This window comes from Flavobacterium sp. (assembly GCF_040383245.1).
In the GTDB taxonomy this organism is placed as follows: Bacteria; Bacteroidota; Bacteroidia; order Flavobacteriales; family Flavobacteriaceae; genus Flavobacterium.
The window spans coordinates 35605-62155 of sequence record NZ_JBEIDX010000012.1 but is presented as its reverse complement, the minus strand read 5'-3'; the positions used below and the strand labels follow the sequence as shown (position 1 = coordinate 62155).

The 26551-nt window shown below is 32.1% G+C and carries 26 protein-coding genes and 1 tRNA gene; 13 read left to right on the top strand and 14 right to left on the bottom strand.

The window, feature by feature from the left end; all coding sequences use genetic code 11:
- Positions 1 to 13: 13 nt before the first annotated feature.
- The 3 genes from ABWO08_RS06765 to ABWO08_RS06755 all read left to right on the top strand — a co-directional run bounded on the left by ABWO08_RS06765 (position 14) and on the right by ABWO08_RS06755 (position 3988).
- Entirely contained in the window at positions 14 to 1159 is a 1146-nt protein-coding gene (locus tag ABWO08_RS06765; protein ID WP_353084551.1) for an alpha/beta hydrolase, read from the top strand.
- A complete protein-coding gene (radA, locus tag ABWO08_RS06760) occupies positions 1159 to 2517 on the top strand; it encodes a DNA repair protein RadA (protein WP_353084549.1) in 1359 nt (452 codons plus the stop codon). Before ABWO08_RS06765 ends, radA begins: the two co-directional genes overlap by 1 nt.
- A gap of 97 nt (positions 2518 to 2614) precedes the next feature.
- Complete coding sequence (locus ABWO08_RS06755; protein WP_353084547.1) at positions 2615 to 3988, top strand: PQQ-dependent sugar dehydrogenase; 1374 nt, start codon at positions 2615 to 2617, stop codon at positions 3986 to 3988.
- Positions 3989 to 4004: 16 nt separating this feature from the next.
- On the opposite strand, the gene ABWO08_RS06750 is transcribed toward ABWO08_RS06755, so the two are convergent.
- From ABWO08_RS06750 to ABWO08_RS06740, 3 genes are all read right to left on the bottom strand, one after another.
- Entirely contained in the window at positions 4005 to 5045 is a 1041-nt protein-coding gene (locus tag ABWO08_RS06750) for an aldo/keto reductase (RefSeq protein ID WP_353084546.1), read from the bottom strand.
- Positions 5046 to 5183: 138 nt separating this feature from the next.
- On the bottom strand, positions 5184 to 6149 hold the full coding sequence (locus ABWO08_RS06745; protein WP_353084545.1) for an OmpA family protein: 966 nt from the start codon (positions 6147 to 6149) through the stop codon (positions 5184 to 5186).
- Between the two features lie 38 nt (positions 6150 to 6187).
- Positions 6188 to 6949, bottom strand: coding sequence for an exodeoxyribonuclease III (locus tag ABWO08_RS06740; RefSeq protein ID WP_353084543.1), 762 nt, complete (start codon positions 6947 to 6949; stop codon positions 6188 to 6190).
- Between the two features lie 166 nt (positions 6950 to 7115).
- Between ABWO08_RS06740 and ABWO08_RS06735 the strand changes: the two genes are divergently transcribed.
- On the top strand, positions 7116 to 8915 hold the full coding sequence (locus tag ABWO08_RS06735; RefSeq protein ID WP_353084542.1) for a GNAT family N-acyltransferase: 1800 nt from the start codon (positions 7116 to 7118) through the stop codon (positions 8913 to 8915).
- Positions 8916 to 9005: 90 nt separating this feature from the next.
- Positions 9006 to 9323, top strand: coding sequence for a GIY-YIG nuclease family protein (locus ABWO08_RS06730; protein ID WP_353084541.1), 318 nt, complete (start codon positions 9006 to 9008; stop codon positions 9321 to 9323).
- 238 nt (positions 9324 to 9561) lie between these two features.
- Here the strand turns inward: ABWO08_RS06730 and ABWO08_RS06725 are convergent, their stop codons facing one another.
- The 7 genes from ABWO08_RS06725 to ABWO08_RS06695 all read right to left on the bottom strand — a co-directional run bounded on the left by ABWO08_RS06725 (position 9562) and on the right by ABWO08_RS06695 (position 15231).
- Positions 9562 to 10362 carry a M48 family metallopeptidase gene (locus ABWO08_RS06725; protein WP_353084539.1) on the bottom strand — a complete coding sequence of 267 codons (801 nt, stop codon included), beginning with the start codon at positions 10360 to 10362 and terminating at the stop codon, positions 9562 to 9564.
- Complete coding sequence (locus tag ABWO08_RS06720; RefSeq protein WP_353084537.1) at positions 10352 to 10792, bottom strand: magnetosome magnetite crystal formation protein family; 441 nt, start codon at positions 10790 to 10792, stop codon at positions 10352 to 10354. Before ABWO08_RS06720 ends, ABWO08_RS06725 begins: the two co-directional genes overlap by 11 nt.
- The gene (locus tag ABWO08_RS06715) at positions 10789 to 11085 is read right to left on the bottom strand and encodes a DUF2752 domain-containing protein (RefSeq protein WP_353084535.1); all 297 of its coding nucleotides are present in this window, start codon (positions 11083 to 11085) and stop codon (positions 10789 to 10791) included. The genes ABWO08_RS06720 and ABWO08_RS06715 overlap by 4 nt, the downstream gene beginning before the upstream one ends.
- A 114-nt stretch (positions 11086 to 11199) precedes the next feature.
- Complete coding sequence (locus tag ABWO08_RS06710; protein WP_353084534.1) at positions 11200 to 11538, bottom strand: TM2 domain-containing protein; 339 nt, start codon at positions 11536 to 11538, stop codon at positions 11200 to 11202.
- Positions 11539 to 11580: 42 nt separating this feature from the next.
- Positions 11581 to 12537: a 2-hydroxyacid dehydrogenase gene (locus ABWO08_RS06705; protein ID WP_353084532.1), complete on the bottom strand. Its 957-nt coding sequence runs from the start codon at positions 12535 to 12537 to the stop codon at positions 11581 to 11583.
- Between the two features lie 104 nt (positions 12538 to 12641).
- Positions 12642 to 13367, bottom strand: coding sequence for a T9SS type A sorting domain-containing protein (locus ABWO08_RS06700; RefSeq protein WP_353084530.1), 726 nt, complete (start codon positions 13365 to 13367; stop codon positions 12642 to 12644).
- Between the two features lie 52 nt (positions 13368 to 13419).
- Positions 13420 to 15231: a T9SS type A sorting domain-containing protein gene (locus tag ABWO08_RS06695; RefSeq protein WP_353084528.1), complete on the bottom strand. Its 1812-nt coding sequence runs from the start codon at positions 15229 to 15231 to the stop codon at positions 13420 to 13422.
- A 144-nt stretch (positions 15232 to 15375) separates the two neighbouring features.
- Between ABWO08_RS06695 and ABWO08_RS06690 the strand changes: the two genes are divergently transcribed.
- Positions 15376 to 15449, top strand: a tRNA-Ala gene (locus ABWO08_RS06690).
- A gap of 58 nt (positions 15450 to 15507) precedes the next feature.
- On the opposite strand, the gene ABWO08_RS06685 is transcribed toward ABWO08_RS06690, so the two are convergent.
- Positions 15508 to 16080, bottom strand: a complete 573-nt coding sequence (locus ABWO08_RS06685; protein WP_353084527.1) for a DUF3109 family protein — start codon at positions 16078 to 16080, stop codon at positions 15508 to 15510.
- Positions 16081 to 16218: 138 nt separating this feature from the next.
- Between ABWO08_RS06685 and ABWO08_RS06680 the strand changes: the two genes are divergently transcribed.
- Together ABWO08_RS06680 and ABWO08_RS06675 are read left to right on the top strand one after the other, a co-directional pair.
- Positions 16219 to 16797 carry a MarC family protein gene (locus tag ABWO08_RS06680; RefSeq protein ID WP_353084525.1) on the top strand — a complete coding sequence of 193 codons (579 nt, stop codon included), beginning with the start codon at positions 16219 to 16221 and terminating at the stop codon, positions 16795 to 16797.
- Positions 16798 to 16834: 37 nt separating this feature from the next.
- Entirely contained in the window at positions 16835 to 17035 is a 201-nt protein-coding gene (locus ABWO08_RS06675; protein WP_353084524.1) for a hypothetical protein, read from the top strand.
- A gap of 12 nt (positions 17036 to 17047) precedes the next feature.
- Here ABWO08_RS06675 and ABWO08_RS06670 read toward each other — a convergent pair whose 3' ends face one another.
- The 3 genes from ABWO08_RS06670 to fbp form a co-directional block, all read right to left on the bottom strand.
- Positions 17048 to 17476 (bottom strand): deoxycytidylate deaminase, encoded by a 429-nt coding sequence (locus tag ABWO08_RS06670; protein WP_353084522.1) that lies wholly within the window; start codon positions 17474 to 17476, stop codon positions 17048 to 17050.
- A 76-nt stretch (positions 17477 to 17552) separates the two neighbouring features.
- Positions 17553 to 18146: a HupE/UreJ family protein gene (locus ABWO08_RS06665; RefSeq protein ID WP_353084520.1), complete on the bottom strand. Its 594-nt coding sequence runs from the start codon at positions 18144 to 18146 to the stop codon at positions 17553 to 17555.
- A gap of 47 nt (positions 18147 to 18193) precedes the next feature.
- On the bottom strand, positions 18194 to 19201 hold the full coding sequence (fbp, locus tag ABWO08_RS06660) for a class 1 fructose-bisphosphatase (protein WP_353084518.1): 1008 nt from the start codon (positions 19199 to 19201) through the stop codon (positions 18194 to 18196).
- Positions 19202 to 19347: 146 nt separating this feature from the next.
- On the opposite strand from fbp, the gene ABWO08_RS06655 reads away from it, so the two are divergent.
- The 5 genes from ABWO08_RS06655 (at position 19348) to ABWO08_RS06635 (ending at position 26511) form a co-directional block, all read left to right on the top strand.
- Positions 19348 to 19824 carry a GNAT family N-acetyltransferase gene (locus tag ABWO08_RS06655; protein WP_353084517.1) on the top strand — a complete coding sequence of 159 codons (477 nt, stop codon included), beginning with the start codon at positions 19348 to 19350 and terminating at the stop codon, positions 19822 to 19824.
- A 73-nt stretch (positions 19825 to 19897) separates the two neighbouring features.
- A complete protein-coding gene (locus ABWO08_RS06650) occupies positions 19898 to 21151 on the top strand; it encodes an aspartate kinase (RefSeq protein WP_353084515.1) in 1254 nt (417 codons plus the stop codon).
- Between the two features lie 61 nt (positions 21152 to 21212).
- Positions 21213 to 24614, top strand: a complete 3402-nt coding sequence (locus tag ABWO08_RS06645) for a DUF8818 domain-containing protein (RefSeq protein ID WP_502902959.1) — start codon at positions 21213 to 21215, stop codon at positions 24612 to 24614.
- A 196-nt stretch (positions 24615 to 24810) separates the two neighbouring features.
- Positions 24811 to 25233, top strand: a complete 423-nt coding sequence (locus ABWO08_RS06640; RefSeq protein WP_353084510.1) for a hypothetical protein — start codon at positions 24811 to 24813, stop codon at positions 25231 to 25233.
- A 300-nt stretch (positions 25234 to 25533) separates the two neighbouring features.
- The gene (locus tag ABWO08_RS06635; protein ID WP_353084508.1) at positions 25534 to 26511 is read left to right on the top strand and encodes a ribonucleotide-diphosphate reductase subunit beta; all 978 of its coding nucleotides are present in this window, start codon (positions 25534 to 25536) and stop codon (positions 26509 to 26511) included.
- Positions 26512 to 26551: the final 40 nt, after the last annotated feature.

The following is a 26551-nucleotide window of genomic DNA, read 5'->3' as shown; positions in this document are numbered from 1 at the left end:
ATTTAATATTTACATGAAAAAAGTCTTCCTTATATTGATGCTTGTTTTTGGGTCTTTTGGATACTCGCAAAAAGTAAGTGATAGTGTTTTTGTTAAATCCCAAAATTTATACAGAGAACTTACCGTATCCTTACCTCCATCATATAAAATAGATCCAAAAAGGACTTATCCGTTATTGTTTTTACTGGATGGTGATTACTTATTTGATCCATTTGAAGGGGCTATAAAATATGGCTACTATTGGGATGATTTGCCTGAGTTAATCATTGTTGGTTTATCTCAAGATAAAGAGCGCGAAGCCGATTGTACTTTAGACGAAGCTACTGGCTTGCCAGAAGGATCAGGTGTAGATTTTTTTGAATTCATTGGTGGGGAATTAATTCCATATCTTCAAAAAAAATACAGAATCTCACCATTTAAAATTATAGCAGGTCATGATGTTACGGCAAGCTTTATTAATTTATATTTATATAAAGATGCCCCATTATTTAATGCTTACATTTCATTGAGTCCAGAACTTGGTCTTGAAATGGAAACTAGAATCGCAGAGCGATTAGCAGGGTTCAAACAAAATATTTTTTACTATCAATCGTCATCAGATGGTGACATCAAAAAAATGAAAGAGAAAATTACCACTTTGGATACCAATATTAAAGCAGTTGTAAATCCGAGTTTGAATTATAAATATGATGACTTCAAAGAAGCATCGCATTATTCGCTTGTTTTGTATTCTATACCTAGTGCATTATATCATTTCTTTGCTTCCTACCAACCTATTTCTACAACAGAATTTCAAGAAAAAATTGTAAAATTAGAATCGGGTTATGTAACCTATTTAAAAAATAAATATGATATATTGGAAAAAACATTAAGTATTAAATTAAACATCCGAATCAACGACTTCAAAGCTATTGAAGCAGCAATATTAAAGAATAAAGCCTATCCAGAACTGGAACAATTAGCTCAGCTTTCTCGTAAAATGTATCCAAAATCCATGCTTGGTGATTACCAAATGGCCTTATTTTATGAGAATACAGGAGATTTAAAAAATGCTGCTCGTTATTACCTTAACGCTTTTCAGTTACAACCAGTTGGAAGTTTAACCAAAGACATGATGCTAGATAAAGCTACGGAACTTAAAGCACAATTAAAAAAATAATGGCTAAACTGAAAACTTCTTTTTTCTGTCAAAATTGCGGCACCCAATATGCTAAATGGCAAGGGCAATGCAATGCCTGTAAAGAATGGAATACTATTGTTGAAGAAGTAATTCAAAAGGAAGAGAAAAGCGGCTGGAAGCCTGCTTCAGAAGTTAGAAAAGCTCCAAAACCATTAAAAATTAATGAAATAGATTCTTCTCAAGAAGTGCGCATGAATACACTTGACGGAGAATTAAACCGAGTGCTTGGTGGCGGAATTGTTCCTGGCTCCTTAACCTTATTAGGAGGTGAACCCGGAATTGGAAAAAGTACTTTGTTGCTTCAAATTTCTTTAAAATTACCTTATAAAACCTTATATGTTTCCGGTGAAGAAAGTCAGAAGCAAATAAAAATGCGTGCCGAAAGAATTACTCCAAATGGTGATAATTGCTATATTCTAACCGAAACAAAAACACAAAATATCTTTCAGCAAATTCAAGAAATTGAACCTGAAATTGTTATTATTGATTCCATTCAAACGCTGCATACCGACTACATCGAATCAACTGCCGGAAGCATTTCTCAAATTAGAGAATGTACAGCCGAGTTGATCAAATTTGCCAAAGAAACCAATGTTCCAGTTATTTTAATTGGACACATTACAAAAGACGGAACTATTGCGGGGCCAAAGATTTTAGAGCACATGGTTGATACCGTTTTGCAATTTGAAGGCGATCGAAATCATGTGTATCGAATATTGAGAAGTTTAAAAAATCGTTTTGGATCTACCGCAGAATTAGGGATTTATGAAATGTTGGGTTCTGGTTTACGCGAGGTTTCTAATCCTTCCGAAATTTTACTTTCGCATCGAGAAGAAGAACTTTCGGGAACAGCTATTGCATCAACTTTAGAAGGCATGCGCCCTTTAATGATAGAAATTCAAGCCTTAGTTTCAACTGCTGTATACGGCACTCCACAACGAAGTACAACAGGTTATAATGCCAAAAGGCTAAACATGCTTTTAGCGGTTTTAGAAAAACGTGCCGGTTTCAGATTGGGAACTAAAGATGTTTTCTTGAATGTAACAGGAGGAATTTCGGTTGATGATCCTGCAATTGACTTAGCTGTTGTAGCCGCAATCTTATCTTCAAATGAAGATATTGCGGTTGGAAAAGATTTTTGTTTTGCTGGTGAAATCGGACTTTCGGGTGAAATTCGCCCGGTAAACCGAGTGGAACAACGCATTCAAGAAGCCGAAAAACTTGGGTTTGCTACCATATTTGTATCCAAATACAATAAAATAGCCATCAAAAATTCAAACATCAAAATTATTTTAGTTTCAAAAATAGAAGAAGTAGCCGAGCATTTATTTGGGTAAAAATACTATCTTTATATATACTTGTTAAGTAAGAAGTTATTTTTTAATAATTTATAATTTACTTTTAATAATTTTACAAATACTAAACCATATAACTATGAAAAATATTATACTTTTAGGCATGACAATGCTGTCTTTTTTTGGCTATTCTCAAGTCATATCCTTGACACAATTTGCATCTGGTTTTACAAATCCAGTTGAAATTACTCATGCAGGTGATTCGAGATTATTTGTGGTGCAACAAGGTGGATTAATAAAAGTAGTAAATGCTAATGGAACAACAAATGCAACACCATTTTTAAATTTATCGTCTATAATTAGTACGGGTGGCGAACGCGGATTATTGGGCTTGGCATTTCATCCAAACTATGCAACTAATGGTTTGTTCTTTGTAAATTATACAAATACAGCCGGAAATACGGTTATTGCAAGGTATAGTGTTAGTGCTAACCCAAATGTTGCAAGTACCACTGGAACGATATTAATGACAATAACACAACCCTTCTCAAATCATAATGGTGGAAGTATAAAATTTGGTCCTGATGGCTATTTATACATTGGCATGGGTGATGGAGGAAGTGGGGGTGACCCAGGAAATCGATCTCAAAATATATCAGATAATCTAGGGAAAATGCTGCGTATAGATGTAAATTCTTCGGTAGCACCATTTTATACAAATCCTGCCACAAATCCATATGTTGGAATTGCAGGTAACGATGAAATTTGGGCAATTGGTTTAAGAAATCCATGGAAATTTTCTTTTAATAGATTAAATGGTGATTTATGGATTGCAGATGTTGGTCAGAATGCCATTGAGGAAATTGATAAAATTTCGAGCCCCTTACCCAATACCGGGATAAATTTTGGTTGGCGTTGTTATGAAGGAAATTCAGCCTACATTACAACTGGATGTGCAGCAGCAAGTACTATGACATTCCCTTTTACTGAATATTCTCGATCAGGTGGAGCATGTTCTGTTACGGGCGGATATGTTTATACAGGAACATTGTATCCCAACTTTCAAAATAAATACTTCTTTACCGACTATTGCGACGACAAAATTAGAATGGTAAATAGTGCTGGGACAATTACTATGACTACAGCTTTCTCTGGAAATAATTTTGCCACTTTTGGTGAAGATTTTGCGGGCGAATTGTATGTAGCTGGAATTTCATCTGGGATTATTTTCAAGATTCAAGATGCTTCTTCTGCAACTTCGGATTTTGAAAAAAATGAATTTTCATTATTCCCAAACCCTGCCAAAAATTCGATTTCAATTAAATTATCTAACGATAATCTAGCAACAAAAATTACGATTTTTGATTTAACAGGCAAATTAATTTTATCGCAAAAATTAGAAAATAATCCTGAAAATACAATTTCAATTTCATCAATTACTAAAGGCATTTATATGGTTTCAGTGGAAACCGAAAATGGAATTAGTTATTCTAAAAAATTGATAATTGAATAATCAGAATTTTTAATTATTAAGGTGCTGGATTCGGAATTAACTCCTGAATTTTATTTATTTCCATCAAAATTTCTGGTGCCAAAACTACTTCAAAAGCAGTAATATTTTCTTTCAATTGCTTTAAAGAAGTGGCGCCAATAATGGTAGAGGTCACAAGGTTTTGTTGGTTTACAAATGCAATTGCCATTTGAGCAATTGTCAAATTATTTGCTTCGGCTAATTCTTTGTATAATTTAATTGCTTTAGTGCAATTCTCGCTTGTATATCTTGTGAACTGCGGAAATTTAGCCATTCGGTATTCAGGTTTAACTTCTCCCAAATATTTTCCAGAAAGTGATCCAAAACCAAGTGGGGAATAAGCCAACAAACCAACATTTTCGCGCATGCAAACTTCAGAAAGTCCAACTTCATACAATCTGTTAAGTAACGAATAGGGATTTTGAATAGTGGATATTCTGGGCAAATTGTGCTTTTCACTTTCATGCAAAAAACGCATCACTCCGTAAGGATTCTCATTTGAAACTCCGATGTTTCTTATTTTGCCTTCTTTAATTAATCCTTCAAAAATAGTTAACACTTCAAAAATATTGTCTTTCCAATTGGTGTCAATTTGAGTCACCCCTCGTTGGCCAAACATATTCATAACGCGTTCTGGCCAATGCATTTGATACAAATCAATAGTGTCGATTTGTAAATTTTTTAAACTCAAGTTTACCGCATCATGGATGCTTTTTTTAGAAAAATCTAAAGGCTGACGGATGTACTCCAAACCGCGATTTGGCCCTGCAATTTTAGTTGCAATTACCAATTTCTCTCTTTCTGAAGAGCCAATTTTATGTAACCAACTCCCAATATGTCTTTCGGTACTTCCAACTATTTGAGCGTTTCCGCCAATAGGATACATTTCGGCAGTATCGATAAAATTTATGCCTTTTTCGATTGCATAATCCAACTGAGCATGCGCTTCAGCTTCGGTATTTTGATTACCAAAAGTCATAGTGCCCAGACAAATCGTACTAACTTTTAACTCGGAATTTGGAAGTAAGATATAATTCATTTGTAAAATATAGAATTTGAATTACAAAAGTACATTATAAAAAAGACTTTAAATGGCTAACATTTGTAAAACAAAATTAAAATAATTAAAAAAGACCCTAAGAAAATTAGAGTCTTTTTTAATTAATATAAATGACTTTTAAAAGTCTTTCAGCATTTTAGATATTTCATCTAATTTTGGAGTAAGAATAATTTCAATTCTTCTGTTTTTAGCTTTCCCCTCTTGAGTATCATTACTCATTAGTGGTGCAAATTCTCCACGACCTGCTGCAGTAAGATTTTGTTTATTTATCCCTTTATTTTCAGAAAGAATATTCACAATTGCAGTGGCTCTTTTAGTAGATAAATCCCAGTTGCTTTCAATTCCGCCTCCAAGATTTCCTGTGATTTTATCATCATCGGTATGGCCTTCAATTAATACGGAAAGATCTGGATTTTGAGCTAAAACTTTTCCAACCTCAACAACCGCAGTTTTTCCTTCACCATTAACAGCCCAACTTCCAGTTTGGAATAATAATTTGTTTTCCATAGAAACATATACTTTTCCATCTTTTTCATGAACGGTTAATCCTTTTCCATCAAATGCTTTTAAAGATTTTAATAATGTTTCTTTCAATTTTTTCATACTAGCATCTTTTGCAGCTATGTATGCCTCCAATTCGCTTAATCTTTTTGAACTAGCATCTAAATCGGCTTTTAATTTATTAAGTCTTGCTTGCTCTGCCGCCATAGTTTTTTCTTTAGCTTCAAGCTGAGCTAACAATTCTCTGTTTTTATTTATGTTTGCTGTAAGCGCTTCATTGCTGTCTTTTTCTAAAGCATTGTAAGAAGCTTGCAAGGTTTTTAAACTTTTTTCGGTTGCAGCACAATTTGCTTGTAATTTTTCATAATCAGCTTTAAGCTTATCGTATTCAGCCTTAAGCTTACTCCCATCAAGTTCTAGTTGATTTTTAACTTTATTTAATTCTTCGTTATCATCAGCTAATTTTCGATTTTCTTTCTTTAAATCGGCAAATTTATTTTCTAAATCTTGGTATATTTTTTTTGATACACAAGAAGTAGAAAGTGCTAATACTAATAGACCTAAGGCGATTTTTTTTATCATTGTTGTTTAATTTTAGGTTAGAATTGGGTGTTTAATTATTAATTTATTTCCACCATTATTGGACAATGGTCTGAATGTTTTGCTTCGGGTAAAATTACTGCTCTAGTCATTCTTTCTTTTAGGTTTTCGCTAACTAAATTGTAATCAATACGCCAACCTTTATTATTACCTCTTGCACCTGCTCTATAGCTCCACCAAGAATAATTATGAGGCTCTTTATTAAAATGTCTAAAACTATCAATAAACCCCGATTTCATAAAGGCATCAAGCCAAGCACGCTCTTGAGGTAAAAATCCGGATACAGTTTGATTTCGAATAGGATCATGAATGTCTATGGCTTCATGGCAAATATTATAGTCTCCACAAATAACCAAATTTGGAATATCTTTTTTTAAATGCATTATATAATTGTGAAAATCATCCATGTATTTAAATTTATGGCCCAATCGATCAATATTTGTTCCTGAGGGCAAATACAAACTCATAACCGATAAATTTTCGAAATCGGCTCTTAAATTTCTACCTTCAAAATCCATATGCTCAATTCCCGTGCCATAAACGATTTTTTGAGGTTCTATTTTAGATAAAATTGCTACTCCACTATATCCTTTTTTTGTAGCTGGAAAATAATATTGAAAAGGGTAACCAGCAGCAGTAATATCTTGAGTAGGAATTTGGTCTTCGGTAGCTTTTATTTCTTGTAAACAAATTACATCAGGATTTGCAGTTTGAAGCCATTCAAGAAATCCTTTTGTAATTGCAGCACGAATACCATTTACATTATAAGAAATGATTTTCATTTTATTTTTTTAGTTTTTCAAAAGTATGTAAAATTCATTTATCCTTTCTCTATTTATCCAAAATTATAATATTTTTTTAACCTCTTTAGGATTTAATAATTTTTTAAAATTCCATTGCAATAGATTTACTATATTTGTTTCTTGTTCACAAAAGAAAAAATTGTAAATGGGTTTAGTCACTGCAAAAGAAGTTTCAAAAGCAATTAATGCCGATAAGTATGGTGTTTTAGGCACATTCGCTGGATGGGTATTAATGAAAGTGCTTAAGATCTCTACTTTGAATAAATTATATGACAGGAATAAAAATCTAGAAGAAATTGAATTTTTAAATTCACTTTTGGATGAATTACAAATAAAATTTGAAATCCCAGAGGAAGATTTAAAGCGATTACCAAAAGACGGAGCATATATTACCATTTCTAATCACCCTCTTGGTGGAATTGATGGCGTGTTATTATTAAAATTAATGCTTGAAAAAGAACCTAATTTTAAAATAATTGCTAATTTTTTATTGCATCGAATTGAGCCACTCAAAAAATATATAATGCCTGTTAATCCTTTTGAAAATCATAAAGATGTAAAATCTAGTGTGATAGGATTAAAAGAAACATTCCGGCATTTAAGTGATGGGAAACCTTTAGGGATGTTTCCAGCAGGAGAGGTTTCAACTTACAAAGACGGAAAATTAGTTGTAGATAAACCTTGGGAAGAAGGAGCAATAAAGGTAATTAGAAAAGCTCAAGTCCCTGTTGTTCCAATCTATTTTCATGCTAAAAACAGTGGATTATTTTATTTATTATCTAAAATAAATAGCACTTTAAGAACAGCAAAGTTGCCATCGGAATTATTTTCTCAAAAAGACAGAGTAATTAAAGTTCGTATTGGTAAACCAATTTCGGTTAACGAGCAAAATGAATATAAAACTATTGAAGATTATTCAGAGTTTTTGAGAAAGAAAACCTACATGCTTGCCAATTCGTTTAATAAAGAAAATAAATTATTAACGGTCCCCAATTTAAAACCTCAAAAAAGTCCTAAAAAGATTGTTACTCCTGCAAATGAGGAAGCAATGATTGCCGAGGTTGCCAAATTAAGAGAAACCGATTGCCGCTATTTTCAAAGTAAAAACTATGAAGTATTTTTTGCAAAGGCAGATGCTATTCCTAATATACTACATGAGATAGGAAGATTGAGAGAAATTACATTTAGAGAGGTTGGTGAAGGAACGAATGAATCGATTGATTTAGATAAATACGATCAATATTACCGTCACATGTTTCTTTGGGATGAAGATGCTAAAAAAATAGCCGGTGCTTATAGAATGGGATTGGGCTCAGAGATTTATCCTAAGCACGGCATGGCCGGATTTTACTTGAATGATTTATTCCGATTTGAAAGTGAATTTCATGAGATAATGCATAATTCTATCGAAATGGGAAGAGCATTTATCATTAAAGAATACCAACAAAAACCAATGCCTTTGTTTTTATTGTGGAGAGGAATTATTCACACTACACTTCGTTATCCAGAGCATAAATATTTATTAGGTGGCGTGAGCATTAGCAATCAATTTTCTGATTTTTCAAAATCGTTGATGATTGAATTTATGAAATCAAATTATTATGATCCTTATATTGCCCAATATGTTCATCCAAAAAAAGAATTTAAAGTAAAACTTAAGGATGCCGACAAGGACTTTATTTTTGACGAAACAGAAGCCGATTTAAATAAGTTTGACAAAATAATTGACGAACTAGAACCTGGCAATTTGCGACTTCCGGTATTGATAAAAAAATACATTAAGCAAAACGCTCGTTTGGTGGCGTTCAATGTAGATCCCCTATTTAACAATGCCATTGATGGTTTAATGTATATTCGAATTGCCGATATACCAGAAAGTACCATGAAACCAGTAATGGAAGAATTTCAAGCCGAATTAGAGAGAAAACTTGGCGAAAAATTGTAATACTAATTCATTTCACTCCAAATCTTACCATATAATTTATTGCACTCATGTTGTCACACTGAGCCTGTCGAAGTGCTAAAATAAATTAATATGAAATCTTACTTTGTTTATATACTAAAGTGTTTTGATGACTCTTATTATACGGGTGTCACAAATAATTTAGAAAGAAGAATATTAGAACATAAATCTGGTCTAAATAATGAATGTTACACTTATAAAAGGCTGCCAATTGAGTTAGTATGGTTTGAAATATTTAATGATGTGACAAATGCTATTAAAACAGAAAAACAAATCAAAGGCTGGAGTAGAAGAAAAAAAGAAGCGTTAATACTACAAGATTGGGACAAATTGGTATTGTATTCAAAAAACTATTCTCAATTTGGTAATCCTATTAAGCCTGAAAAATAAAGGTTTAATTTAATTAGGTCTTCGACAAGCTCAGACTGACATTTGGTTCACGCCTTTCAATTGAACCAAAACTTGTTGTCACAATTAGTCTATCTTAACTAATTTTTGTTTATTAATGGTGGCGCCGAGCCTATATTAACTAATATTTATTCCTAAATTGGTGTCACACTGAATCGATCTTAACTAATTGTTGATTCATAAATTGGTGTCACACTGAGCCTGTCGAAGTGCTAAAACACTAATTATTCTTTATCTTTTCTTGAAATAAAACCCAATTAGTTTCTGAAATTGATTGTTTATTTTGGTATTTCTTACCTTTCAAATAATCTAAAATATATTTAGCTCTTTCTTCCGACTCGGGATGAGTCGAAATCCAAGAAAAAGCATTTGGTAATGCTTCTTGTTGCGCCAATTGAAACATAAAATCGGCCATCGGCTCGGGATTAATATTTGCTTTAAGCAAATAATTTACACTTTCCATATCGGCTTCTTTTTCTAAAGTCCTGTCATAAGCAGAAGAAGATAGTGTTTTGAATATTTCCTTTATTATTTCTCCTCCTTTTCCGCCTGAAGCAGCAGTTAGTAATACCGTAAGACCAACTTCTTTTGACAACTTCTTCATTACATGATTGTTTTCAATATGGGCTATTTCATGTCCAATAACTCCTTGAACTGCTTCTTGTTTTTTGCAATCTAGTAACAAACCGGTATAAATTACCAAATGCTTGTTTGGCAAAGCAAAAGCATTCACTTCATCATTTTTTACAATATGAATTTTTAATGAATCTCTTTCAATTTTATTTGCTTTACAAATAGGTACTATCAAACTATCTAAAGTTTTTACAATGGAATCGTTTGTAATAATATCTTCAGTTTCTTGAATATTATCCCAAATTAAATCACCAATTTTATTTTCGGCAGAAGTAGTATTCTTCTCAATTTGCATCAATCCCACAAAATCAACTTTTGATAATCCGAAAAATAATCCGAAAAATAAAGCTAAAATAATTAGCCCTTGAATAATGGTTTTATTTAACATCTGCACGACAAATTAAGTTAGTTATATTTCCAAAAAAGAACTGCTGCACATGTTTTCCTTTTCGAGATTGAACTGCGCAATAAATAGTTGAAATAAATTCAAACACATTAAAACAAAAAGCTGTAATCATATAGGCGAAATAACGATTGCTCACTTGTTCGTCGCCAAATACAATTGAAACAGTCCACCAAAAACCAAAACTATTCATGCATAATAAAGCAGCTTGCGATACTAAGGCTTGAGTACAATGCCAACGCACAAAATAAGTGCCTTTTCTATTAGCAATAAAAAAGAAAAATGTGGCAATTAAATTAATAATTGGTAAGGGCAACCCAGCAACTAATGCCACTAAAGACATTAAATAACTATTGGATGCTTTTTCCGATTCATGATCGGTTGGCTGGTAAACAAAGTTGGAGTTTTGAATCATAGTTCTTTTTTAATATTCCATATCCAGTTAACAATAACTAGAATAATTAATAGTATTGCAACCCATTTAGATCTAATTATGCCTTCAGCTTTTTGGTAGTATTTATAAAAAGATTCTTTTTTAAAAATTAGATCAAATACAATCCAAATAGGAAAACCAAACATCATTAATGCAACTAGTATGCCAAAAGGATTCATTTGCAAAGAAGCCATCCAATCATTATTTAAAAGCAATTGGATGGCTCTAGTTGTTCCACAGGAAGGGCAAGGATAACCTGTTATATTTTTTACCATACAAGTACTTATTGAAGTCTCTTGATAGGAATAAATAGTTTTATAAAACAGATAACTAAGCCCTGTAAAACAAGCTATAAGAATATACAGATATAACTTGTTTTTAGACATTTACTAATATAATGCGTTTTGAAAGATTTGCATGTTTTTTTCACGAGTAGCACCTTGAATCATGAACCAATCAATGATTGCCCAAATTCCTAATCCACCACAAGTTAATAGTTTTCCAACTCCCATACCCGTATCACCAATATAGAAACGGTCAATTCCGTATGCTCCACCGAAAATTGATATAATTAAAGCAGTTGTTGGCTCTTTAAATTGAAGACTGTGAACGATTCCTGACTTAGAATCATCTAAACTTAATAATTTTTCTCTTACAGCGTTTAAATGATAACTTTCAAAGTATTTTGAATTCATCATCATATACATGTCAACTTTTTGTGCGTCCATAATTTTATTTTTAATTTGATTTAGATCACTAATATAGAAAAATTATTTGAAATAAATAGCTTTTATTTTATCTACAATGGTCTGTGCTAACTTTTCGTGGCTTTCATGAGTCCAGCCTGCAATATGAGGGGTAAGTAAAACATTTTCTGCTTCTAACAAATAGTTGAAAGCTGCTGGTTTTTCGGTATCTATAAATAAATTTTCAAAAGACAGTTTTTCATATTCTAACACATCCAAAGCGGCCCCTAATATTTTTTTGGTTTTTAAGGCGTCTACTAAATCGGCCGTAACTACATTTTTCCCTCTTGAAGTATTTATAAACCAAAAAGGCTTAGCAAATGAATTAATAAATTCAGAATTTACCATCTTATCCGTTTCAGGGGTCCAAGGAATATGTAAACTTAAAACATCGGCCTTTTCTTGAATTACTTTCAAACTAACCTGGGTAGCATTTTGATCTCCTACATTTTCTTGTATATCATAACACAAAACTTCCACATCAAATCCTTGCAGTTTTTTGGCAAATGACTTCCCCATGTTTCCATAACCAATTATACCTATTGTTTTGTGTTCAATTTCATAGCCACGATTACCTTCCCGAATCCATTTTCCTTCTCGAACTAATCTGTCGGCACGATTGAGTTTGTTCATTAAAGAAAGTAACATGCCGAGTGCATGTTCTCCAACGGCATTTTTATTTCCTTCGGGAGCAGCAATTAAATGTATTCCTTTTGACGTTGCATATTCACAATCGATACTTTCTAATCCTGCACCTAGTCGAGCAATGAATTGCAAATTTTTAGCTTTATCTATAAAAGTGCGGTCAATTTTAAATCGACTACGAATTACAATACCGTGATAATTTAGAATTTTAGCTTCTACTTCTTCTTTTGTAGAAGTAAAATCTTGTTCGTTGTTAAAACCAGCTTCTTCCAATTGTTGCCATAACAAAGGATGATTACTGTCTAAATGAAGGATTTTAATGTTTGATAATGACATAATCTAATTAAAGTATAAAAATACTTATTTTTTAGAATACAATTGGAATTATTCTAAAACAAAAAAGTCCGCTAGAAGCGAACTTTTTAGAATTGTTATTTTATTTATTTTTTAATAAATTTCATTGAGGAATTTACCCCTTTTTCATTTACAAAATTTATCAAATATACTCCTGAAGCAAAACTAGAAATATCAATCGTTTGGATTCCATATTCTAATCTATTTGTAAGTAATTGTTTGCCATTAAAATCAAAAATCTCCATATTAGTTGCTTTTAAAACATCTAATTCCAGTTGAGAATCTACAACTGATGATTTTAATATAACTCCTGAAGTTTCTAATTGATTGATTTCATCTGAAGATAAGTTTGGATCAAATCTATAAGTAATATCAATAGTGTTTCCGTTTAGATTACCTGCTTGGTAAAATCTAAATGAATAATCTTTTGGATACGTCCCTGAACCAATGGTTGTGTTTAAGAAATGTCCTTCATTACCGCTTGATTGACCTGGAGCTAAAGTCACATAAGGAAGATTAACTGGATAAGTTGCGCCTACCTCTACACTAGAAAGACAATCAGGCCCAAAACATAATTCAAAGCCAGTTCCATCGTTATTTACTAATGCAGTACAAGTTATCTTAATATTAGTAGATGCAGTTGTTGAATTATTTTTCACATAAAAATCTAATTCAGCTGCAGGATAAGCTATAGTATTAAATGCTACTACTTGACCGTCGGTTAGCGGAGTTAAATTGTGTCTTGATAGTGAAATTTGTGAAAAACCAATTGCACTAATTAAAAGTAGTAATAATTGTACTAATTTTTTCATATTTATATTATTTTTCTCGAAGTTGACAATTCAACTTCCAGAATTTAAAGAATTATTTTAAAATTATTTTTTGTGTTTCTTCAGTTCCTTCACTCATAATTTTAGCCATATAGATCCCTTTTTGCAAAGAAGATAAATTTAATTGACTATCGCTAGTTACCTGATTCATTGTGTAAACTGTTTTTCCAGTAATATCCATAACAACAACATCTACTGGAGATTCTGTTTTAATTTTCACAATTCCGTTTGAAGGATTTGGATATACTTTAAATTTAGAAGCACTATCAAATGAGTTTGTAGACAAACCTTCTGCGGCAATTTTTGATTGCATAATCGCTTTTGTTGCAGGATTTTGAATAAATACAATAACTTCTAAATCTGACATTTCTTCAATATTTAATCCTGTTAAAGTAGTTTGGAAATTATTTACAGCTTGAACATCATGAGTAAAACTTACCGAATCACCACTTGCACTAGACATCATTTTCATAAATACATTATGAAATTCTGTTTCTCCGTTTGAAGCGAAATTTCCAGTAGTTAGTTTTTCTACCACTGCAACATATAATTTATAATTTCCTGTTAAATATGGCGTTGTAGTTACTTGAACAGACATGTCATTTCCAACTAATGATTTAGAAGCATTAATTGCAAAATAAGCAGGAGATGCAACTGCATTAGTTAAATCTGATTCTAAAGCTGCAGCGTTAAAATTTGTTCCTTCTTTTGCATCTACATATAAAGTTGGTGCTCCACTTACTCCATAATAAGAAACTCTTGTTCCAACTTCTGGAGTATAATAAGGATCACCTGATCCTGGAAAGTTTACTTGATAGCTAATCAAAGAAAATTCGTTTGGATGATTTGCTAAAAATGGGCTGAAATAGGTGCCGTTGAAACTTGCACATGGAGGACAAGTTGAACTTGAGAATTTTTCATATAAAGGAACTCTGGTAGTTGAACCACTTGCTACAGATACTGATTTTGTAATCATGTCATTAGATGCATCTGCATCTGTACTTCCTCCATTAATATTAGAAACCCAAACTTTTAAAGAATATAAACCGGGAAAGCTTGTATTCCATTGTGTATTATGAGTAAAATCATAGGTTTGGTTAATTGCTAAATTTAATCCCGATAATGATTGTGTATATATCGTCCCTGAGTCTACTTGCCATTTTATGTCAATTGAATTTAAAGTAGTTGATCCATTATTTTTTATTGTTCCTTGAATAGCAGTAGAGCTTACTCCATTAGGGATAATTGAGTTCACATTTAAAACGCTCATATCAGCATCATTCACTGGAATTTGATCAACAACAATTTCATCGATAAAGATATTGTTTCCGTAAGCAGAAGTTCCTAAGATATTAATATAACCTGTTCCTGAAGGTGTGCCTGGAATAAAAAAAGTATAAGAATACCATCCATCTTCTGTCACAATAGGCGCTAAGCTTTTTGATCTATTTACAGTTCCTAATAAAGTTCCCCCAGCAGCATTTGTTGTGTTGTAGTAAACTTTAATATTGTCAGCAGCAGTAGGGTATCCAGAATCTCTGAACATTTTTAGGTTAACTCTATAGCTTGCCCCTGCAAAAGTAATCGCTGGAGATGTTAACCTACCAGTTCCTCCACTAAGAATACTATAAGAAATAAATCGTGCCATACCTGCTCCTGCAAATGGAGTACAAGTAGGAGTAGTACCAGCAGTTCTTCTTGCCCAAGCGCTTATTGTAGTTCCAGCATCACTAGTAACAGTGGTAGAAGTCCAACCTAATGCAGTATCGAAATTTTGTGAAGCAACCACTTGCGCGTTGCTTTGAAAAACAATAAAAAATAATAATAATAAAGTAATTTTTTTCATAGAGTGTTTTGTTAGTTAATCCTATAAATAATTGATTCGCAATGCAATTATAGGGAAATTAATTGAATAAAATTATATATTATTGAAAATTTGATGAGAAAAAAACACTAATACCTTTGTAAATAAATATATTTGCTAAAAAATGGGGGATTAGCTCATTTGGCTAGAGCGCTTGCCTGGCAGGCAAGAGGTAACCGGTTCGACTCCGGTATTCTCCACAAAAAAACCTTAACTTCAGCATTTATTGAGGTTAAGGTTTTTAAATAATATTTATTTTTACTTTTCGTTTTTTAATTCTTCAGCTACTTTTTCTAATTCCATATACCAATCTTCTCCAAATTTTCGAACCAGTGCTTCCCTCACAAATTTATAAATTGGGACTTGAAGTTCTTTTCCTAAAGAACAGGCATCATCACAAATATCCCAGCGGTCGTAATTAACTGCTGCAAACTCGGTAAAGTCTTTAACCCGAATTGGATACAAATGACAAGAAACCGGTTTTTTCCATGAAATTACCCCTTGATTATAAGCTTGCTCAATTCCGCAAAGTGCTGTTTTTCCATCAAAAATAACATAAGCGCAATCTTTTTCATCAATAAGTGGTGTTTCAAGATCTTGTTCGGTACCTTTTACCCAAGTTCCTAATTTTTCAATTGCTTCAATTCCTTCTTTACGAAGAAAAGGTTTTACCATTGGATAAATTTCTTCCAATATTTTAGTTTCTTCCAAACTCAATGGAGCGCCTGCATCTCCGTCAACACAACAAGCTCCATGGCAAGCTGATAGATTGCAAACAAAATCTTTTTCTAAAATATCTTCCGAAACTATGGTTTTCCCTAACTGAAACATGGTGGATTACTTTTTTAATCGGTCAAAGGTACAAAGGTTTTTTATGTTTTAACAAGTACAATTTAATCTAAAATTAATACTGCCAATTGTTGGTTACTAATTGTAAAGAAGTAATTTTGCCGTATAAATATTTTTATTATGCTAGGATTTGATTTTAAAGAAATTGCAACCATAGGAATGGTGCTTTTTGCAGTAATTGACATCGTTGGAACTATTCCAATTGTTGTAGATTTAAGACAAAAATACGGTCATATTGAATCTGAAAAAGCATCACTAGCTGCGGGAATAATAATGATCACCTTTTTATTTGTTGGAGAAGAACTGCTAAATTTAATTGGTATTGATGTTCACTCTTTTGCTGTAGCTGGATCGTTTGTATTGTTTTTTCTAGCAATCGAAATGATTTTAGGAATCCGACTTTATAAAGAAGAAGAAGCCAGCTCTGCTTCTATTGTGCCTCTAGCATTTCCTCTTATTGCTGGCGCAGGAACAATGACCACTTTATTATCTTTAAAATCTCAATTTCAAACCATAAATATTGTAATTGCAATAATTTTTAATATTATTTTGGTTTTTATTGTTTTGAAATCCTCTGCTAAAATTGAAAAAATGCTAGGTAAAAATGGATTGGGAGTAATTAGAAAAACTTTTGGAGTTGTTCTTTTGGCAATTGCTGTTAAATTATTTGCCGCGAATGTTAAAGGATTATTTCATTAATTCCTTTTTTCTTATTTTTACACTTTAAATTAAAGTTATGAAAATTTTTACTTCCTTACTTATTGTAATGGCCATCGGATTAATCATTTTTAATCTTACCATGATAGATTTTAATAAGCCATTTGAAGGAAATAGTAGTATTGCGCTAATTGGTGTAGTTGCTTCTTTTTGTGCTATTTTTATTCTACTTATTTTTAAGTTATCTAAAAAAATAGACGATAAACTAAACAATCAATAGTCAAGGATTTAGTTACTCTAAATCTTCAATTTGAGCTACTTCAATTCCGGCTTTAGTCAAAAAATCTAATCCAGAAGTGTCTTTATAACCATCTTTATAAACCACTCTTTTTATCCCAGATTGGTGAATTAATTTACTGCATTCTTTGCATGGTGAAAGTGTAATATACAAGGTAGCATTTTCACAAGTTTGAGTAGATCGAGCCACTTTTAAAATAGCATTTGCTTCTGCGTGAAGCACATACCATTGGGTTAACCCTTCTTCATCTTCACAACAATTTTCAAATCCAGATGGCGTTCCATTATACCCATCAGAAATTATCATCTTGTCACGAACGATTATAGCTCCAACTTGTTTGCGTTTACAATAAGACAACTTGCTCCATTCGGCAGCAATTCTTAAGTAAGCCTTGTCATATTTATTTTGCTTTTTTTCTTTCATCTTGTTTGATACAAAGTATGAAGTTCATTTGTTTTTTGGATTGCAAATATACTAACCCAAAAATAAACCAAACAATTTATTTCTTCCAAATAGGATTTTCTATTATTAAGGGAACCACAACTCCAAGAACAAAACTAGACATTATTAAATTAAAATCCCTTTTATTAAACTTTAGAAGTGTTTGTGCAATAAATGCTAATATCAAAACCGCAATTACAACTACTATTTGAGCACCTTCTATCCCAAGTGCAAATTCTAAAAGCGGCAGTAACTTATCTGTTGATTTTCCTGGCAATAAGGTGTTAAAATAATTAGAAAATCCGAGCCCATGAATAATTCCAAAAAACACAGTAACTGCGCCTATAAATGTAATTGTTCCGTTTTTTGAAGCCTTACCTGCAAAAATTATGTTAGATAATGCGGCAATAAAAATGGTGATAGGAATTAGTAATTCTACCCAATCACTTTTTACCGTTATGATATTAAAAACCGATAGTAACAACGAAATAGTATGTCCCAAAGTGAAACAGGAAACCAAAATAATTATCCGTTTCCAGTCTTTTGCAACATAGGGAACGGTTAATGCTATTAAAAATAACAAATGATCGTAAGCATGAATATTTAATACATGTTCGAGTCCAACTTTGACAAAAATTAAAAATTCATCCATATAAAATGTCTTTTAAATTTAATAAAGGTAAACATACAAAATATTTCTTATTTAAATTCAAGCATAAATTCTTCTGCTTTTTTAACCATATTGTAGCTTCCGCAAAAAAACGGAACGCGTTGGTGCAGTTCAGTTGGTTGAATTTCTAATATTCTTTGATAGCCATCACTTGCTTTTCCGCCAGCTTGCTCGGCAATAAATGCCATAGGATTGCATTCGTATAACAATCGAAGTTTTCCATTTGGAGCTTTTGAGCTGGTTGGATAAATGTATATTCCGCCTTTAATAATATTTCGATGAATATCTGAAACTAAGCTTCCAATATATCTTGAAGTATAAGGGCGATCCCCTTCTTCTAACTGGCAATATTTAATATAATTTTTTACTCCTTGCGGAAAGTGAACATAATTTCCTTCATTGATAGAATAAATAACTCCATCTTTAGAAAACTGCATGTTGGGATGTGATAAATAAAAAGTTCCGATTGCTGGATTTAAGGTAAACCCATTTACGCCATGTCCAGTAGTATAAACGAGCATGGTTGAAGTACCATAAATTACATATCCGGCAGCAACTTGGTTAATTCCTTTTTGTAAAAAATCTTCAACGGTTACTGGTGTGCCCAAAGGAGTAATTCTTCTATATACCGAAAAAATAGTCCCTACAGAAACATTCACATCAATATTGGACGACCCGTCTAAAGGATCCATTAAAACTACATATTTATTGTTATGGCTTTGATCGTTTCCGGCAACGGTAATAAAATCATCGTTTTCTTCAGATGCAATTCCACATACAATTTCGCGATTAATCAATGTTTGAATAAAAACTTCATTGGCATAAACATCTAGTTTTTGCTGGTCTTCCCCTTGAATGTTTTGTTCTCCAGCAGCGCCTACAATATCAACCAACCCGGCTTTATTTACCTTATAATTTACCACTTTGGCGGCCAACCGAATCGAGTTAATAATTCGAGATAATTCCCCAGAAGAATATTGAAAAGCATTTTGGTTTTCAATGATGAATTCACCCAAAGTAGTGTTCTTGTTTTCCATTTTACGAAATCGTTGTAGTTAGACCGCAAATGTAATTTAATATTTAAAAATAACATAAGAAATGTAGGGAATTATGTCATCTTTTTTTACAAAATTAAAATTACCTTTGTTTTGATTCAAAAATCAAATAATTACTGTTTATAGCTATGATAATTAGAAAAGGAACCCCAACTGACATGCCCGCTGTTTTATCTTTAATTAAAGAATTAGCGGTCTTTGAAAAAGAACCTGATGCCGTTGTGGTGACTGAAGAAGATTTAGTAAGAGATGGGTTTTCACCAAATCCACTTTTTCATTGTTTTGTTGCGGAATTAAATGATCAAATTATTGGAATTGCATTGTATTATTATCGTTACTCTACTTGGAAAGGAAAAACAATTCATCTTGAGGATTTAATTGTGAGAGAAAAAGAACGCGGAATTGGCGCCGGAATGGCACTTTACAAAGAAGTGATTAAACAAGGTGAAAAAGACGGAGTTCGAAGAATTGAATGGGCGGTATTGGATTGGAATCAAAATGCTATCGATTTTTATGAAAAAACGGGCGCTAAAGTTTTATCAGATTGGCGTTTAGTTCAAATGGATGAACAAGGAATAGCAGCATTTTTAAAATCAAATTCGTAACTTTTAAATTTGTTTTTAATAGCTTTGGGAAATATTTTAAATTTGGAATTAAACAATTGGAATTTTTAAGCACATGAAAGTTTTTAAGTTTGGTGGTGCTTCTGTAAAAGATGCAGAAGGAATAAAAAATGTATTTGATTTATTAAATAAAGTAGGTGCTGAAGAGGTGCTTTTAGTGATTTCGGCAATGGGAAAAACTACTAATGCGCTAGAAGTTGTGATTAAAAACTACTTTGAAAAATCGAGTGCATTTCATGCCTCATTACAAGAAGTGCGCAAATACCACAACCAAATATTGTTAGATTTATTTGAAGATGAAGATCATGAAGTGTTCTTTACTGTAAATAGCCACTTAGCCGATTTAGAATATTTTTTACGCAGTAATAAATCGCCAAATTACAATTTTGTTTACGATCAAGTAATCAGTTACGGAGAAATTGTTTCTACCACAATTGTGAGCTATTACCTAAATGAAAAAGGACTTAAAAACAATTGGATAGATGTTAGAAATTTCATTAAAACCGATACTAATTATCGGGATGCCAATGTAGATTGGGAGCAGACTCAAAAATTAATTTCAAAAGGGATTAAGAAAAAAACCATAAACATCACACAAGGCTTCATCGGTTCGGATGCTAATAATTTTACAACTACTTTAGGTCGTGAGGGATCTGATTATACGGCTGCAATTTTCGCATATTGCCTTAGTGCTGAAAGCGTTACAATATGGAAAGATGTTCCCGGGGTAATGAATGCCGACCCAAGGTATTTTGAAAATGCGGTTTTACTGAATCAAATATCCTACAAAGAAGCTATTGAATTGGCATTTTATGGAGCATCTGTTATTCATCCAAAAACATTACAACCACTTCAAAGAAAAGAAATTCCGTTGTATGTAAAATCGTTTATCAACCCTTTACTGCCTGGAACTAGCGTTTCTAAAGGCGAAGATTTAGAACCTAAAACATCGTGTTTTATTGTAAAGAAAAACCAGTTGTTGCTGTCCTTATCTTCTATTGATTTTTCATTTATTATGGAGGAAAACATCAGCGAAATCTTCTCTTTGTTTCACCAATACAAAATGAAAGTGAGCTTAATTCAAAATTCGGCGATTAGTTTCTCGGTATGTATGGAAGATAAATTTGAAAATTTCAACGAATTAAAAGCAATTCTTGCTAAGAAATTTAAGGTTTCGTATAACGAAAATGTCTCTTTATATACCATTCGTCACTTTACTAAAGACGCTGCCGAAATGGTAGAAAAAGACAAAGTGGTATTATTGAAACAAATTTCTAGAGAAACCATGCAGGTGGTTACCAAGGAATAAATTCCTCAACAATTTTTCGGATAATAAATACTACTTTTGACATTTAGGAGTTATCTTATTTATGTTAAAAAATAGTTTTTTATGGATGTTGTTATTCTGCTTTTCGGGCATTTTTGCTCAAGAAATAGAAACACCCTATAAAAACAAAAAAATTGCCTTCTCAAAAGACACCATCACCATTGATAAAGTAAGTATCAATCAATCTTTTTTTAAGATTATTGACAAACAAGGAAATCTTGTAGATACCACATTTTATAAAATGGATTTTCAAAAGGGCAAATTAATTTTTAAAAACAATTATGTTGCCCAAGATTCACTTACCATTCGGTATTTAAAATTTCCGGAATTTCTTACCAAATCCTATTCGATTTATGATGATGCTAGAATAATCCCAAATGAAGCGGGAAATTTATATGCTCTAAAAAGAGAAAATATAAAACCCTTCAAGCCCTTTGATGGCCTCAATACTTCAGGAAGTATTACCCGTGGAATAACCATTGGTAACAACCAAAATTCAACACTAAATTCTAATCTCGATTTACAAATTACCGGAAGGATTTCAAATAAAGTTTCGATTAGAGCTTCCATACAAGACACCAACATCCCTTTGCAAAGTGGTGGTTATTCGCAAAAATTAGATGAATTTGATCAAATTTTTATCGAATTATTTTCGGACAAGTGGAGCATTAGAGCCGGAGATTTATTTCTAGAAAATAGGCAATCCAAATTTCTAAATTTTAATAAGAAAGTACAAGGATTATCAACGCATTTCACCCTTGGAACCTCTGAAAACAAAACGGATATATTTGCTTCGGCCGCTCTAGTTAGAGGACAATATGCAAAAAGTAGTTTCACAGGAAAAGAGGGAAATCAGGGTCCTTATAAGTTAAAAGGTAATAACGGCGAATTGTATGTTTTGGTGATTTCAGGTTCGGAGCGGGTTTATGTGAACGGAATACTACTTAAAAGAGGAGAAAACAACGATTATGTAATTGATTATAACGCAGGAGAAATCAAATTTACTTCTCTTTTTCCAATTACTTCCGAAATGCGAATTGTGATTGAATACCAATATTCCGAAAGAAGTTATACCCGGTTTGTTACTTATGCAGGAGCCACGCACGAACAAGAAAAATGGAGCATTGGCGGATTTTTGTACTCTGAAAATGATGTGAAAAATCAACCACTGCAACAAAATCTTACCACTGACCAGGTCAATGTTTTAATGAATGCTGGAGACGATTCTTTATTAATGGCGGCACCTTCTGCATATATAGACAGTTATTCTGAAAATAAAATATTGTACAAAAAAATCAATTTAGGAGGAATCGAAGTCTTTCAATATTCGAATGTTGCTACCGATGTTTTATACAATGTGAAATTTACTTTGGTTGGAAATAATTTAGGAAATTATATTCTTTCAAATAGCGCTGCTGTTGGAAAAATCTATGAATATATTGCTCCAATAAATGGAATTCTTCAAGGAAATTATGAGCCCGTAACCAAATTAGTGGCGCCAACCAAACTTCAAATTGCTACTGTTTTAGGAAAGTTTAATCCTTCAGAAAAAACAAATTTTGATTTTGAATTGGGCGTAAGCAATAATGATATGAATTTATTTTCCAATCTAGATGATTCCAATAACCACGGAATTGCCGCAAAATTTAATGCCAAACAACGATTGTATTCTGGTAAATTTAATGTGGATGCATTTGCAAATTTTCAACAAATTCAAAGTAATTATAAAACCATTGAGCGCTTGTTTACTATAGAATTCAACCGTGATTGGAACATTGTCAATCCATCTGGAAATCAAAGTTTATTTGTTACCGGTTTGAATTTTGATTTAAAAGAAAACGGAGCAATTAAATACCAATTAGAAAAACTAGATTTTGCCGACAGCTTTTCGGGTACTCGAAATTTGATTCAGGCAAATATTAAAAAAAATCATTTGGTAGTTTCCCAAAATGGAAGCTACCTAAAAAGTTCGGGCACAATTTCAACTTCTACTTTTGCTCGAAATCAAACTTTAGCAAAATATCATTTTAAAAAAAATTGGATTGGCGGAAGTTTTAGTGCAGAAGACAACCAAGAAAAATTAGTCGCGACCAATAATTTAAGTGCTTTGAGTCAAAAATATGCTGAGTTTGGAAGTTTTATTGGACGCGGAGACAGCTTGAAAGTTTATGCCGAAGCGGGTTATTTACATCGAACCAACGATAGTGTGCAGAATGGATTTTTGAAACGGGTTAATACCTCCGACTCCTATTATATTAAATCGAAATTAATTCAAAATCAAAGAACCAATTTATCGGCATTTGTAAATTACAGACGCTTAACTTATACTGATCCGACAAGGAGCACAGAGCCTTCATTGAATTCTAGAATTTTGTATAACGATTCTTATTTTCAACAAAAAATTCAAGTTACTTCGGCTTACGAAACGGCTTCGGGAACCATTGCCCAGCAAGAATTTACCTATTTACAAGTCAATCCTGGGCAGGGCGTTTTCATGTGGAACGATTACAATGGCAACGGAATTCAAGAATTACAAGAGTTTGAAGTAGCGCCATTTCCAGATCAGGCCAAATACATTCGGGTGTTTTTACCAAATCAAATTTTTGTTAAAACCCATCAAAATAAATTTTCGCAATCTATTACATTATCACCATCGCAGTGGATAAATGAAAAAGGATTTAAAAAAGTGCTATCCTATTTTTACAACCAAACATCGTTTTCTATAGATCGAAAAATTCTAAGAGATTCATATAATTTTAACCTCAATCCATTTTCAACTAGCTCGGATAATTTATTAGGATTGAACACGAATTTCAGAAATAGTTTGTTTTATAATCGCGGAAAACAAGACCATTCCATTACGTATACTTTTTTAAATAGTCATGTAAAAAGTTTGCTGTCTATAGGGTCGCAAGAAAATACTTCGCAATCCAATCAATTGCAATATGCCCATTTATATAAAAAGAGTTGGTTGTTTAATTTAGACACCTCTCAATCAAAAACATCCAGTGTTTCGGATAATTATGCTTCGAGAAATTTCGAAATAAATAATTATTCAGTAGGCCCAAAAATTTCGTATTTGTTTAATAGCAATGTCAGTTTGTCCTTTATATATGAATACAAAAACAAGGAAAATACCATTAATAATTTAGAACAATTAAAACAACAACGACTTGGAGCTACTTTTACCTACTCTGGAGAAAAGAAAATTACTATAAACGGAGAATACTCCTTATATGACAATGCATTTATTGGCGACCAATTATCTCCAGTTGCATTTCAAATGCTTGAAGGATTACAGGCAGGAAAAAATTCAACTTGGCGCTTGCTTGTACAGAAAAACCTTACGCAATATTTAGATTTAAATATTAATTATCAAGGTCGAAAATCAGACAACAGTCAAATTATTCACACAGGTAATGTGCAATTAAGAGCGTTTTTTTAATTATTATTTAATTGTAAACCGTTTAAAAACAAGTGTTTGATAAAATAATATTGAATCCAATTTTAAAAATTTTCAAACTTTGAAATTAATAATTACCTGAATTTCAGAAAAAAACTTTCGGCAACACCTACTTTAAAATTGCTATATTTTTTAAAACAATCCGTAACTTTTAGGATAATTTAAAATAATTAATCCTATGAAAAAATTGATTTTATTGTGTTTGGTTTTTGTTTTCTCAAATACATTTTATGCACAAGACAAAAAAACAAAAGCTAAAAAAACAAAAGCAACTGCTGAAAAAGTGGTGAAAGAAAAAAAAGAAAAAGTAACAACCGTTAAAGAAAAAGTAACTGAAACTAAAAAAGGAACAAAAAAAGAAGTTCAAAAAGTTGAAAAAGAAGTTAATTCAAAAACAAAAGCTGTAAAAGACAAAGTTGATTCTTCTCAAAAAGAGGCTAAAGAAAAAGTAACATCTGTTAAAGAAAAAGCAACAAAAGTTAGTGATAAAGCATCCGGGATGTATAACGGAAATAAAGTATTTACTGGACCAAATGGAGGCAAATATTACATCAATAAAAACGGAAATAAAACCTATATTGATAAAGACGCTGCAAAATAAATTTCTTTCATTTTATAAATTGAAAAATCACGGTTGTTCCGTGATTTTTTTTTGCTTTTTTTAAAATAAAAAATTTGAATTTAAAACTACAAACCCCTTATTTTATTGGATTTTAGTATTTTTCTATATACTTAAACAACTGTTAAACAAGGGATTAATGCAAAACCATTGGAAACCCTTAATTTATATACATTGTTAAAAACTAAAGGCGATTGTGAATAAGTTTGACTTTCATTTTTATTTAAAATTGTCAACCTTTGTAACAGTTGAAAAAAGTAAAAAACCCTAAATAAATAGATTATGTCTTTCATTGAACCAATTCTTAAAGAAAACAAAGATCGCTTTGTGATTTTTCCTATAAAGCATCACGATATTTGGGAATGGTATAAAAAGCAAGAGGCTTGTATTTGGACTGCCGAAGAAATTGATTTACATACCGATTTGAATGATTGGAATAACAAATTAAGTGCAGATGAAAAATATTTTATCAAGCATATTTTAGCATTTTTTGCTGCTTCTGACGGTATCGTAAACGAAAATTTAGCTGAAAACTTTGTAAGTGAAGTTCAATATCCTGAAGCAAAATTTTTCTACGGGTTTCAATTAATGATGGAAAACATCCACAGTGAAACCTACTCTCTTTTAATTGATACTTATGTAAAAGATGAGGCAGAAAAAGACGAGTTATTTCATGCAATAGATAATTTCCCTGCAATTAGAGAAAAGGCAGATTGGGCTCTTCGTTGGGTTGAATCCGATTCATTTGCTGAAAGACTAATTGCCTTTGCCGCTGTTGAAGGAATTTTCTTTTCTGGTTCTTTTTGTTCTATTTTTTGGCTGAAAAAAAGAGGTTTAATGCCGGGATTGACTTTCTCAAACGAACTTATTTCTCGTGATGAAGGTCTTCATTGTGATTTTGCAGTGCATTTACACAACCACCATTTGGTAAATAAAGTGCCAAAAGCAAGAATTACCGAAATTATTACCAATGCGTTAGATATTGAAAGAAAATTCATTACCGAATCACTTCCTGTGAGTTTAATTGGAATGAATGCAGCGTTAATGACGCAATATTTAGAGTTTGTTACGGACAGATTGTTAGTAGAATTAGGATGTGATAGAGTTTATAATTCTTCGAATCCATTTGATTTTATGGACATGATTTCACTTCAAGGGAAAACTAATTTCTTTGAAAAACGAGTTGCCGAATACCAAAAAGCTGGAGTTATGAATTCGGATTCAGAATCTGGCAAAATTAGTTTCGACGCCGATTTTTAATTCGGAACTATATTTCATCAATTAAAATTTTAGTTACAAT